The sequence below is a fragment of the Geothrix sp. 21YS21S-2 genome, assembly GCF_030846775.1.
In the GTDB taxonomy this organism is placed as follows: Bacteria; Acidobacteriota; Holophagae; order Holophagales; family Holophagaceae; genus Mesoterricola.
In genome coordinates this window covers 5,157,482-5,169,689 of record NZ_CP132910.1, presented here as the reverse complement: position 1 = coordinate 5,169,689, position 12,208 = coordinate 5,157,482, and the positions used below count along the sequence as shown (strand labels likewise).

Annotated in this window: 11 protein-coding genes; 5 read left to right on the top strand and 6 right to left on the bottom strand. The window is 70.9% G+C overall.

The annotated features are described in order from the left end of the window. Window positions 1-28: 28 nt before the first annotated feature. The gene (locus RAH40_RS22665) at window positions 29-844 is read left to right on the top strand and encodes an NAD-dependent epimerase/dehydratase family protein (RefSeq protein ID WP_306599919.1); all 816 of its coding nucleotides are present in this window, start codon (window positions 29-31) and stop codon (window positions 842-844) included. Between the two features lie 3 nt (window positions 845-847). Here RAH40_RS22665 and RAH40_RS22660 read toward each other — a convergent pair whose 3' ends face one another. Beyond that, window positions 848-2,080, bottom strand: a complete 1,233-nt coding sequence (locus tag RAH40_RS22660) for a PilZ domain-containing protein (protein ID WP_306599918.1) — start codon at window positions 2,078-2,080, stop codon at window positions 848-850. 115 nt (window positions 2,081-2,195) lie between these two features. On the opposite strand from RAH40_RS22660, the gene RAH40_RS22655 reads away from it, so the two are divergent. The 3 genes from RAH40_RS22655 (at window position 2,196) to RAH40_RS22645 (ending at window position 6,283) form a co-directional block, all read left to right on the top strand. After that, complete coding sequence (locus RAH40_RS22655; RefSeq protein ID WP_306599917.1) at window positions 2,196-2,621, top strand: Rrf2 family transcriptional regulator; 426 nt, start codon at window positions 2,196-2,198, stop codon at window positions 2,619-2,621. A 50-nt stretch (window positions 2,622-2,671) separates the two neighbouring features. Next, window positions 2,672-3,517, top strand: a complete 846-nt coding sequence (locus RAH40_RS22650; protein WP_306599916.1) for an SDR family oxidoreductase — start codon at window positions 2,672-2,674, stop codon at window positions 3,515-3,517. Window positions 3,518-3,856: 339 nt separating this feature from the next. Then, on the top strand, window positions 3,857-6,283 hold the full coding sequence (locus RAH40_RS22645; RefSeq protein WP_306599915.1) for a serine/threonine-protein kinase: 2,427 nt from the start codon (window positions 3,857-3,859) through the stop codon (window positions 6,281-6,283). A 176-nt stretch (window positions 6,284-6,459) separates the two neighbouring features. Here RAH40_RS22645 and RAH40_RS22640 read toward each other — a convergent pair whose 3' ends face one another. From RAH40_RS22640 to RAH40_RS22625, 4 genes are all read right to left on the bottom strand, one after another. Then, on the bottom strand, window positions 6,460-7,251 hold the full coding sequence (locus RAH40_RS22640) for a response regulator (protein ID WP_306599914.1): 792 nt from the start codon (window positions 7,249-7,251) through the stop codon (window positions 6,460-6,462). A gap of 47 nt (window positions 7,252-7,298) precedes the next feature. Beyond that, window positions 7,299-8,960 carry a PAS domain-containing sensor histidine kinase gene (locus RAH40_RS22635; protein ID WP_306599913.1) on the bottom strand — a complete coding sequence of 554 codons (1,662 nt, stop codon included), beginning with the start codon at window positions 8,958-8,960 and terminating at the stop codon, window positions 7,299-7,301. Further along, complete coding sequence (gene ercA, locus RAH40_RS22630) at window positions 8,960-10,114, bottom strand: alcohol dehydrogenase-like regulatory protein ErcA (protein WP_306599911.1); 1,155 nt, start codon at window positions 10,112-10,114, stop codon at window positions 8,960-8,962. The genes RAH40_RS22635 and ercA overlap by 1 nt, the downstream gene beginning before the upstream one ends. Before the next feature lie 86 nt (window positions 10,115-10,200). Then, on the bottom strand, window positions 10,201-10,584 hold the full coding sequence (locus RAH40_RS22625) for a hypothetical protein (protein WP_306599910.1): 384 nt from the start codon (window positions 10,582-10,584) through the stop codon (window positions 10,201-10,203). 73 nt (window positions 10,585-10,657) lie between these two features. On the opposite strand from RAH40_RS22625, the gene RAH40_RS22620 reads away from it, so the two are divergent. Further along, a complete protein-coding gene (locus tag RAH40_RS22620) occupies window positions 10,658-11,038 on the top strand; it encodes a response regulator (protein WP_306602320.1) in 381 nt (126 codons plus the stop codon). Here RAH40_RS22620 and RAH40_RS22615 read toward each other — a convergent pair whose 3' ends face one another. Further along, entirely contained in the window at window positions 11,039-12,094 is a 1,056-nt protein-coding gene (locus RAH40_RS22615; protein WP_306599909.1) for an SEL1-like repeat protein, read from the bottom strand. Window positions 12,095-12,208: the final 114 nt, after the last annotated feature.

Genomic DNA, 12,208 nt, shown 5'->3' with positions numbered 1-12,208 from the left:
CTGTAGGATGGTCCCCTGGGAGGGAGCCATGCACGTCCTCATCGCCGGATGCGGTTGGCTGGGCCTCGCGGCGGCGCGGGCGCTGGCGGCCAGGGGGGACCGGGTCACGGGGGTGCGGTCCTCGCCCGCGGGCGCCGAGCAGCTGCGCGCCGCCGGCGTGGAGCCCCTGGTGCTCGACCTGGCCGACCCGGCCTCCGCGGAGCGCCTCCCCGCGGACCTCGACGCCATCCTGGCCCTGCAGGCCGCCCGCGGCGGAGGCGAGCCCGCCTACCACCGGGCCTACCTGGACGCCAACGCCACCCTGCTGGCGGCGCGCCCCCGGGTCCGGGCCTTCGTGTACACCGGATCCACGGGGCTCTTCGGCCAGCGGGACGGGTCCGACGTGGACGAGGCCACGCCGCCCGCGCCCACGACCCCCGAAGGCCTCGTGCTCGCCGAGGCCGAACGCAGGCTCCTGGCCGCGGACGCGCGCGTGCTGCGCCTCTCCGGGCTCTACGGCCCGGGCCGGCTGTGGGTGCTGGATGGCGTGGCCTCCGGGCGCATGGGCCTGGGGCCCGGGGACGGCGCATGGATGAACTCCTGCCACCAGGACGACGCGGTGACCGCGCTCCTGGCGGTGCTGGACCGGGGACGGGACGGCGCGGTCTACCACGGCACGGACGCCTGGCCCCTGCGCCGCCGCGAGGTCGTCGCCTTCGTGGCCGCGCGCCGGGGCCTGGAACCCGCGGCCGTCGCCGCCGCCCCCGGCCCGGACCGCCGCGTCCTGGGGGCACGCACCCGGGAGGAGCTGGGGTTCAACCTGCGATGGCCTTCGCTTCTGGAAGGGCTGGAGCCGTTCCTCTGAGGCCTACCCCGGCCGGTCCCCGCCCAGGCCCAGCCGCTGCTCCACCACGGGCCGCAGGTCCTCGTAGGACTCCCGCCGCTCGTGGATGTGGCAGGCCCCCAGGGCCTCCGCCACGTCCCAGGCGTAGGTGTTGCGGTACTCCGCCACCAGGATGACCGGCGCGTCCAGCAGCAGGCCCTGGCCGTGCAGCAGCCGCATCATGTCCTTGGCCCAGTGCCCGCCCATGGTGTTGTCCAGGAGCACCAGGTCGACGTGCAGGGTGGCGGCCAGGTTGCGGACCTCCGCGAAGGACCGCGCTTCGGAGACCTGGCGGAAGCCGTCCTGCCGGAAGGCCCCGGCCAGGGCCTGGGTGGAGCCGCCGGCGGAAAGGAACAGGATCCGCTTCGAGGCCTTTCGCAACCGGGCCGCGGCGCTGGTGGGGGGCGGGGGCGGCGGTTCGGGAGCGGGCCGCTCCAGGGGGCGCTCCACGACCTCGGCGGGCCTGGGCTTGACGCGGGTGGGGGTGGGGACGCCGGGGCGGTCGGCGGGATCCGTCCTGGGCTTGCGGTCGGGGAAGCCCGGGCCGAAGCTGGGCGGAAGGCGCGGCGCGAGGATCCGCTCGAGGTTCTTCCGGTCGGTCTCGGCCAGCCCTTCCAGGACCATGCCGCCCGCGCGGCCTGTGAGGTGCGCCAGGGTGCCGCGGCACTGGATGGCCGGCATGTGGGGCAGGCCCGCGACCCGCACGCCCTGGAAGCGGTCCCCCGGCCGGAGTTCCACCACGGGGCCGCTGAGGGCGTCGAACTCGTCCAGGGTAAGCCGCAGGCCCCTTTCGCTGAGATCCTGGAGCCGGCCCTGGAGGGTCCTCCCGCCCGGGAAGGTCCCGTCGAGCTGCTCGACCGCGAAGACCTCCGCCGCGTCGCCGCGCCCGAAGGCCGCGCGGGGTGCGGCCCTGCGCTCGCCGTGCGCGATGCTGGACGGAAGGCGGAAGACCCCCGTGCCCTCGGCCCGGGTCAGCGCGGTGAAGCGCCGGGCGTCCAGCATGAAGGCCATGCGCAGGGTCCGGCCGGGCTCCAGCGCGGGCGTGGTGGTGGTGGAGAAGGTGTCCCGCCCCACCTGCTCGAGCGACGTTTCGAAGGGCAGCGCGCCGGCCACGGGGAGCCACAGCTGCACCGGCGCCTTCAGGCGCGCCAGCTCCTCCAGGTAGGCCCGGATGGTCCCTTCGTCGCGCAGCTCTGGGCGGTGGTCGTGTGCGGTCAATCCGGATCCGTTATCCCCTCAAAGGAGGGAACTTCCAGTATATGGGGAATCCCGGCCGGAAGTCCCTTGACAGCTTCGGCATTCGCAACCATGATGGTTACAGAACGGACCCCCGATGACCGCCAGTTCCCGCACCACCATCGCCATCCACATCCTCACCCTCCTGGCCTTCTGCGGCCCGGAGCCCCTGACGTCCGGGTTCATCGCCGGCAGCGTCAACACCAACCCCGTGGTCATCCGGCGCCTCCTGGCCCGGCTGCGGGAGGCCGGGCTGGTGGGCTCCCAGGGCGGGCCCGGGGGCGGATGGCAGCTGCTGCGGGCACCCGGGAAGGTGACCCTCCGGGACATCCACCTCGCCGTCGAAGGCACCCCGCCCTTCGCCCTGCACAGCGCGGACCCCAACCCGCGCTGCCCCGTCGGCAGGAACATCCAGGCCGCCCTGGAGGGCGTCTACGCCTCCGCCCAGGCGGCCCTGGAGGCCGATCTGGCCCGCACCACCCTCTCCCACCTGGTGAAGGACGTCAAAGGCCGGGCGTCCTGACCCTTTTTTTTACCCAAATTCGTAACCTTTTTGGTTACAAGGAGAATTCCATGATCGCCATCACCGGTGCCTCCGGCCAACTCGGCCGCCTCGTCATCCAGGACCTCCTCCGGAGGGCCCCCGCCTCCCGGATCCTCGCCCTTGCCCGCAAGCCCGCGTCCGTCCAGGACCTGGGCGTCCAGTCCCGCCCGGCCGACTACGAGCGGCCGGAGACCCTGGCCGCCGCCCTGGCGGGGGTCGACAAGCTCCTCCTCATCTCCTCCAACGAGATGGGCCGCAGGGCGGCCCAGCACAAGGCCGTCATCGACGCGGCCCGCGAGGCCGGCGTGAAGCTGCTGGTCTACACCAGCGTGCTGCGCGCCGACACGTCGCCCCTGGGCCTGGCCCCCGAGCACGCCGAGACCGAGGCCTACCTGAAGGCCTCGGGCATCCCCTTCGTGATCCTGCGCAACGGCTGGTACACCGAGAACTACACGGCGAGCATCCCCTCGGCCCTGGCCCACGGCGCCTTCCTGGGCAGCGCGGGCGGTGGGCGCATCGCCTCGGCGGCCCGGGCCGACTATGCGGCGGCCGCCGCGGCCGTCCTGCTCCTGGACGGCCAGGCCGGCAAAACGTATGAGCTGGCGGGCGACACCTCGTACACCCTCACGGACCTGGCGGCCGAGATCGCCCGGCAGTCCGGCAAACCGGTGGTCTACAAGGACCTGCCCGAGGCCGAGTTCAAGGGCGTGCTGGTGGGCGTGGGCCTTCCCGAGGGCCTGGCCGCCCTGCTGTCGGACTCCGACGCGGGGGTGGCCAAGGGTGCCCTGCAGGACGAGGGGCGGCAGCTGAGCCGGCTCATCGGCCGGGCGACCACTCCCATGGCCGTGTCGGTGGAGGCCGCCCTCAAGGGATGAGGCGCGGAATGGCCCCGGTTCGCCGGTTCGTCCGAAGTACCCGGCGCCCGCGGAAAAATAATTAGCTCGTCCCAAACCGGAGCTGGACGGGTGCCCAAAAGCCGCCAGCCGGGTTCCGGGACCGGCAGCCCCTCCAGGCCCGTTTCCACCTCCACCAGGAACCGGAACCCCCGGCCGGGAAGGGGCGCGGGGAGCCAGGTACATGGGTCGCCTCCCGACGGGTACTGAACGTTCATCTTGGCGCTCCCACTATAGGCCCAAACCAACCCATCGTGGAGCCTCAAGGTGCTGCTACCCTGGCCTATCCCCCCAACCTTCAAAGCAGTGGAGTTGCCTTCCATGACCAGCCTCTCTGGAGAAAAAATCGGCGCCTTCCGCGTTCTCGAACTGCTGGGCCAGGGCGGGATGGGCGATGTGTACGTGGGAGTGGATGAACGGCTGGACCGGCGGGTGGCTCTGAAGGTCCTGAGGTCCGACCTCCATCCCGGGCATGAGACCCAGCAGCGCTTCCTGCGGGAAGCCAGGGTCCTTTCCCAGGTGGCCCACCCCAACATCTGCCAGATCTTCGACTACCTCTCCTCCGGCGGGCTGGAGGTGCTGGTGCTGGAGTTCATCGAGGGCCAGAGCCTGGGCAGGGCCATGAAGCAGGGCCTGACCCGCCGGCAGCGGCTCTCCATCGCCCTGCAGGTGGCCGAAGCCCTGCTGGCCGCCCACGAGAAGGGCATCATCCACCGCGACCTCAAGCCCGACAACATCCTCATCACGCCCGGGGACCAGGTGAAGGTCCTGGACTTCGGCATCTCCCGGCTGCGGTCGGACGAACCCGACCTGCCCCGGCCCGCCGCGGGCGTCCAGCCGCCCCTGCCCGGACTGGAGGACGGCGTCACCCGGCCGGCCTCGGAGCCCGGCCAGGATGCGGACGAGATCACCGCCGCCACCGGGTCCCATCCCAGCCGTTCCACCAGCTTGACCTCCCAGGGATCGATCATCGGAACCCTCGCCTACATGAGTCCCGAGCAGGCCCGGGGCGAGCAGGCCCAGGCCGCCAGCGACCTCTATTCGCTGGGCCTGCTGCTGCAGGAGCTCTTCACCGGCCGGAGGCCCTATCCCAAGGGCCTGGATTCCGCCGAGCTGCTCGAGCTGGCCCGGCAGGGGAAGACGCGCCCGGTGGAAGGGATCGACGCGGACGTGGCCGCGCTCATCCGGCGCCTGACCGCCCTCGCGCCAGCCGCCCGGCCCTCCTCCGCGGACACGGTGGAGCGGCTCCTCTGGATCCTGGCCAAGCCCAGACGGCGGCGGCAGAAGGCGTTCCTGGCCGCTTCGCTGGCGGTGATGGCCCTCTTCAGCGCCGGCATGACCGTGCAGACGGTGCGTGCCCGGCGGGCGGAACGGAGCACCCGGGAGGAGGCCGAGGCCGCCCGCCGGGTTTCGGCCTTCCTCACGGGGCTCTTCAAGGTCTCGGATCCCGGGGAGGCCCGGGGGAACTCCGTGACCGCGCGGGAGCTGCTGGACAAGGGCGCGCAGACCATCGGCAGGGAGCTCCGGGACCAGCCCCAGGTCCGCGCCCAGCTCATGGACACCATGGGCATGGTGTACTACGAGATGGGCCTGTACCCCCAGGCGCGGCCCCTCCTCCAGGAGGCCCTGGCCATCCGGGAGGGCACCCTGGGCCCCGTCCACCTGAAGGTGGCCGAAAGCCTGAACGACCTGGCCATGCTGGACCTCAAGGAGGGCCGCTACGACGAGGGCGGGGCGCGCTTCCAGCGGAGCCTGGACCTGCGCATCCGGCTGCACGGGGAAGGCTCCGCGGAGGTGGCCGCCACCCGGGGCAACCTCGGCGGCATCTACTACAACCAGGGAAAGTACGCCCTGGCCGAGCCGCTGTTCCGCCAGAGCCTCCAGACCCGCGAGCGCCTGCTGGGCCCCGACCATGAGGACGTGGCCGTGAGCCTCAACAACCTTGCCAGCCTGTACTGGCAGCAGGGCAAGTATGCGGAGGCCGAGCCGGTCTTCCGGCGCAGTCTGGCGATCAAGGAGGCCAAGCTGGGCCCCGACCACCCGGACGTGGCCCTGGCCCTCACGAACCTGGGCATCCTCTGCCGGAAGCAGCGGAAGTACCAGGAGGCCGAGACGTACTTCCGCCGGAGCCTCGCGGTGGGCGAGAAGGTCCAGGGTCCCGGCCACCCCAGCGTCGCAGCCACCCTCTCCAACCTCGGGACCACCCTGCTGGAGGCGGGCCGGAACGCCGAGGCCGAACCGCTCATGCTGCGCGCCCTGGCCATCGAGGAGAAGAGCCTCGGCCCCGCCCACCCCGAGGTGGCCCGCACGCTCAGCGGCCTGGGCACCCTCTACCACGCCATGGGCCGGGATTCCGAGGCCATCGCCCGGTACCGCAGCAGCATCGCCCTGGGGGAGAAGACCCTGGGCCCGGCCCACCCCAGCATCGCCGGCCCGCTCACCCACCTGGGAGAGCTGTACATGGACCGGGGCGACTTCGCCGCGGCCGAGCCGCTGTTCCTGAGGGGCCTGGGCAACACGGAACCGGTCCTGGGCGGCAGGCATCCCGGGGTCGCGGGAATCCTGTACGGCCTGGCCTGCATCGAAGCGGAACTGGGCAAGCCGCGCGAAGCGTTGGGCTACCTGGCGCGGGCCGTCCAAGTGGACGGCAAGCCGTCCTGGCTGGGCACGCTGCGTCAGGAGAAACAGCTCCGGTCCCTCAGGGGCAACGCGGATTTCGAACGCATCGCCACGGCGGGCGAGAGGTAGCCAGAGACCCAGGACCTCGGCAGTTCCCGGCGGTTGCCATTGCCGGGGACGAACGGGGCTGCAGAAAGGATGAAAGACGTTCCACCCTCTCGGGCCCTGCCCACCCGAAATGGCGAGGAACCGAAGGAGGGAAGGTCCAGCCCGGGATCCTCGCTCAAGGTCCTTGCGGGATCCGGCTACTGCATCGCCCGTCCGTACCGCAGCGACATGGTGATCCGCCGCCTGGCCTCACGGCCGTCGAGCGGCTTGGTGACCCAGTCGTTGACGGGGATTTCCGCCCCGGGTTCCTCGCCCTTGCCCGCCACCACCAGGATCGGCACGGCCGCCCAGGTGGGCTGGCTGCGCACGCTCGCGGCGACATCCTTGAGGAGGCCGTTGGCCATGGACGCGTCCAGCACCAGCAGGGCCGGTGGAGGGCCGTCCAGGTGGTCGAGAATTTCGCCCGCTCCGGCGCAGGTGTCCACCTGGATGCCGGCGGGGGCCAGCTGCAGGGAGAGCTGGGACAGCAGGAGCGCCGAGGCGGAAGCGGCAAGGACGCGCGAGCCGGCGAAGGACTCCAGGGGCTCGCCGATGCTGACGCCCCGGGTGGCGATGTCCAGCAGCATCCGCACCCGCAGGCGCAGGAGATCCTCGCTGGCCCGCTTCAGGAAGAAGTCGTCGGCGCCCACCTGCAGGCTTCGCTCGCCCACGTTCTGGGAGAGGGAGGTGATGATGGCGAACGGCAGGTCCCGGGTGGCCGGATCGTCCTTGATCTGCTTGCAGAACTGGAAGCCGTCGGTCACGGGCATGACGGCGTCGCAGAGGATGAGATCGGGGCGGCGGTCCGAGATGATGTCCAGGGCGTTCTCGGCGTTGGCGGCGGTGAGGATCTCCACGCCCAGAGGCTGTAGGACCTCAGGGAAGAGTTTCCGCTGAAGCCGGTCGTCGTCGATGAAGAGCAGGAAGGCCTTGGATAAATCCGTGTGCAATGAACAGTCCTCTGAGAAATGATACATGGAGCGTAATCAAGCGTAGCTTATTTTCCCCCGTCGAGGGCCGCCCGCAGGTTTTCCAGCAGGTCGCGCCGGCTGAACGGTTTCTGGAGGAATCTCGCCGAGGGAGGGAGGGTGTCGCGGCCGTCATGGGTTTCCAGGGGGTAGCCGGACATGAACAGCACCTTGACCCCGGGCCGGTGGCGCAGCACGATCCGGCTCAAGGCCACGCCACCCATGCCGGGCATCACCAGGTCCGTGACCAGGGCGTGGATGCCGCGGTCCTCCCGGGCCAGACAGGCAAGGGCCTGGGCGGGCCGGGGGAAGGCGAGCACCTGGTAGCCCGCGTCCTCCAGCACGGTCCGGCCCAGGTCCAGGAGGGCCTCCTCGTCCTCCACCAGCAGGATGGTCTCCCAGCCGCCGGGGGCGGGCGCTTCGGAGGCTTCCGGCTGCTGGCCGCCCCCCGGAAACTGGAAACGCGGCAGGTGCAGGCGGAAGGTGGAGCCCTGGCCGGGGGTGGAGTCCACCGAGACGAAGCCGCCGTTCTGGCGGAGGATCCCGTACACCATGGCCAGTCCCAGTCCGGTGCCCTTTCCCACCTCCTTGGTGGTGAAGAAGGGCTCGAAGATGTGGCTGAGGATCTCCGGGTCCATGCCCTGCCCGGTGTCCGTGACCGAGAGCACCACGTAGTCCCCGGGCCGGGCGTCCAGGTGCCTCTGGGCGAAAGCCTCGTCCACCACCTGGTTGCCGGTCTCCAGGAGGATGGTGCCGGCGTCGAGGATGGCGTCCCGGGCGTTCACGACGAGGTTCACCAGCACCTGGCCCACCTGGGAGGGGTCGATCCACACCGTCCACAGGGTGGTGGCGGGCTTCCACACCAGGGCGTGGTTCTCCCCGATGAGGCGGCGGAGCATGGCCTGGGTCTCGTCCACCAGGGCGTTCATGTCCACGGGCCGGGGCTCGATGGTCTGCTTGCGCGCGAAGGCCAGCAGCTGGCGCGTGAGGTCGCTGGAGTGGGTGGCCGCCTTGCGGATCTGGTTCAGGTGCTGGCGGACCGGGCCCTCCGCGAAGGCCGGGTCCTCCAGGAGCAGGTCCGAGTAGCCGATGATGACGCTCAGCATGTTGTTGGTGTCGTGGGCCACGCCCCCCGCCAGCTGGCCCAGGGAGTCCAGCTTCTGGGCCTGGCGGAGGATCCCCTCCGCCTGCTTGCGCCCGGTGATGTCGCGGACCACGGCGGCCAGGACGTCCTGGCCGTACCAGGTGGCCGGCTTGACCGCCACCTCCACGTCGAAGGGCGGGCTGCCGTCCGGTTTCACGGCCCGAAGCTCGAAGACCGCGAACCCCTCCTGGTCCAGGTGGGCCAGGAGGCCTTGCATGGCGGCCTCGGGCGCGCCACGTTCCGGATCGGGGATGCTCAGGCCGTACACGCTCTGGCCCAGCAGCGCCTCCCGGGGGAGGCCGAACATGAGGGTGGCGGACTGGTTGGCCTCCAGCACGATCCCCTGGCGGTCGTGGATGAGGATGGCGTCGTGGATGCTGTTGAACACCGACAGGAGGTTCTCCTGGGACACCCGCAGCCGTTCCCGCACCTCCTCGAGCTGCTGGAGGCGCTGCTGCAGCTCGGGGTAGAAGCTCTTGCGGCCGGACTCCTCGCCCAGGCCGATGATCCGCTCCCGCATCGCCTCGCGGCCGATCCGGGCGGGCATCAGAGGGCTTCCAGGTAGAGGACCTCGAGGTCGGCCAGGGAAGGCTCCCGGGGGTTGGTGGCGTTGCAGGGGTCGTCGTAGGCCTTGGCCGCCAGGCGGCCCGCGTCCGCGGCGGCGATCCCCCGGTAGGCCAGGCCGCCGGTGATGCCGCAGGCGCTGCGCAGGGCCACCGCCTGGTCGACGAGGCCGCTGCGTACCTGCGCGTCCGTCAAGCCCGCCGGATGTCCGCCCATGGCTTCCGCCACCCGCCGGTAGCGCTCGGGCGCCGCCGGGAAATTGAAGTCGAGGACGTGGGGCAGGAGCAGGGCGTTGCACTCCCCGTGGGGCAGGTCCTTGAAGCCGCCCAGGCTGTGGGCCATGGCGTGCACGGCCCCCAGGCTCGCGTTGGAGAAGGCCAGGCCCGCGTGGAGGCTGGCCTGCATGATCCGCCCGCGCAGCTCCAGGTCGCCCGGGTCGCGCACCGACGCGGGCAGGTTGCCGGCCACGAGGCGGATGGCCTCCAGGGCGTGCACGTCCGTGACGGCGGAGTGGGCGTTGGAGACGTAGGCCTCCACCGCGTGGACCAGCGCGTCCAGGCCCGTGCAGGCGGTGAGGAAGGGCCCCAGGGTCACGAGCGTGCCGGGGTCGATGAGCGCAACGTCGGGCACCACGGCCTTGCTGATGATGGCGATCTTCACCTGGGCGGCCACGTCGTTGATGATGGCGAACTGGGACACGTCCGCGGAGGAGCCGGCGGTGGTGGGCACGCAGATGAGGGGCGGCATGGGCGTTCGCACCTCGTCCACGCCCTCGTAGTCGAGGATGGACCCGCCGTTGGTGGCCACGATGCCGATGCCCTTGGCGCAGTCCATGACGCTGCCGCCGCCCACGGCCACGATGAGGTCGCTGCCGCTCGAACGGTACACCCGGACGCCTTCGGCCACTTCCCCGGACCGGGGATTGGGGGAGACGCCCAGGAAGCGCGTGACCTCCAGGCCCTCCTCCTGGAGGAACAGGGCGGCCTCGTTCGTCCACCCCGCCGCGTCCACCCCGGGGTCCGACACCAGGAGGACCCGGCGGGCTCCGAGGTTCCGCGCATAGCGCCCCAGGAGCCTGCGGGCGTCCAGCCCGAACAGGAACTCGGGCGCGACGAATTTGCGCAGTTCAGACAGCACCGGATTGCCCAAAAATCATCCCTTTCCCACGGATGCTGCAACCCTACCACGGCCCCCGCCGGGCCATGCCCGGAGATTTCTTTTTTTCAGGGCTCCGGAGGCGGCGCCGGCCCCAAGGCGTCCAGTCGCTCGTCAGCCTCTTCCCGCGACCCGGCGGTGCCGAACTCCCAGCCGGTATCCTTGGCGATCCGCTCCAGCTGGAGCCGGGCCAGGGGAATCCGGGCGATGCGGATGACCGACCGAAGGCCCTTGATCTTCGCGGCGGACTGGACCCGCACCAGGTCCCGCAGGCCGTCGGCGTCCGTGGGATGGAGCCCGGCCAGGTCATGGACGATATCGAACCCGGGCCCGAGCTGCCCCACCCCGGCGATGACGGCCTTGGCCGCCTCTTTTCGTTCGGCCGCTTCCAGGTGGCCCCCGAGGGTCACGTACAGGCGGTTCTTCTCAACGTTGACAGTCACTTCGAACATGCGCGGGCCTCGGGCGGGTCCTCCCATTATCCATGGATGTGCCCACCCATCAGGGAGGCGTGTATCCTTGTACGTGGCCAAAATCCTCGTGATCGACGACAGCCGGATGATGCGGCTCTACCTGCGGCGCTGCCTGGAGAGGGCCGGGCACGGGGTGGAGGAGTGGGTGCCCCTGTCGGCCATGGACGTCCCCGACTACGTCACCACCAGCGCCCCGGACCTGATCATCAGCGACTTCCAGATGCCCGGCTGCAACGGCTCCTCCCTTGCCCGCATGGCCCGCAAGGCCCGCCCGGACTGTCCCATCCTGATCCTCACCGCATTCCGGGACGACGAGATGGAGGCCGGGCTCCTCAAGATGGGCGTCACCCGGGTCCTCGCCAAGCCCATCGAGGAGACCGCGCTGGTCGCCGCGGTCACGGGCACCCTGGCCGCGCCCGGCGACTCCGAGTGATCAGACCAGGCGCCTGAGGGCCCGGATCTCGTCCTTCACCAGGATCAGCCGCTCATGGGCCAGTTCCACCTCCTCCACCGAGAGGTGCCTGGCGACCAGGTCCTTGTGCTCGGCCGCGAAGCGCGCTCCGTTCTCCGCCGCGAGCGATATCCACACATAGGCCTCGGCCTGGTCCTGGGGGATGCGCTCGTCCTCGTCGAAGCAGAGGCCGTGGTGGTGGCTGTAGCCCAGATGGAACTGGGCCTCGGGATCCCCCCACAGGGCCGCCCGGCGGTACCAGGTGGCGGACCCGGGCGCGTCCCCCCCCGTGTAGTGGTCGCCCCAGGGGTTCTGGATGTCCAGGATGACCTGGGCCGCGCTGCAGCCCCCGTGGGCCGACAGGAGGAAGAGCTCCTGGGCCGCCGCCTCGTCCAGGGGCATGCCCAGGCCGCGCAGGTAGCAGACGCCCAGGTAGTAGGTGGCCAGGGGATCCCCCGCGTCGGAAGCGGCCCGGAAGCGCAGGGCGGCCTCCTTCTCGTCCCTCGGCAGGCCGATGCCGTTCTTGAAGTTGAAGCCGGTCACGAGCTGGGCCCGCCGGCTGCCCCAGTCCGCGGCGATGCGGTACCAGCGCACGGACTCCCCCAGGTCCCGGGGGACGAGATCCCCCTCCTCGTACAGCCGGGCCAGACGGAGCTGGGTGCGCTCATCCCCGTTCTCCCCGGCCTTGCGCAGCCAATGGAGGGCCTGGGCGAAATCCCGGGGCACGCCGTCGCCGTCCTCGAAGATCCGGGCCAGCTGCAGCTGGGCCTCAGTGCTCCCATGCTCGGCGGCCTTGCGGAACCAGGCCACCGCCTGGACGGGATCCCGGGGCCCGAACTCCCCCAGGCTGGCGCAGTGTCCGAGGAGGTACTGGGCCTCCTGGGAGCCGAGTTCCGCGGCCCTGCGCCACCAGCGCAACGCCTCGGCCCCGTCCCGGGGCACCCCGGTGCCCGTGGCGTAGTGCCGGCCGAGGGTAACCTGGGCGCTGGCGAGCCCCCGTTCGGCCTCGGCCCGCAGATCCGGTGTCGGTTCGGTCATGGACGTCCCTTTGGGGAGGAATTGGTTTATTGGGCTGATCCGCCCCGATTCTAATATTTATTTCCAATAATCAATCATGCAAATTGGGTTAAAATTTTCAAATTCTACGGATCC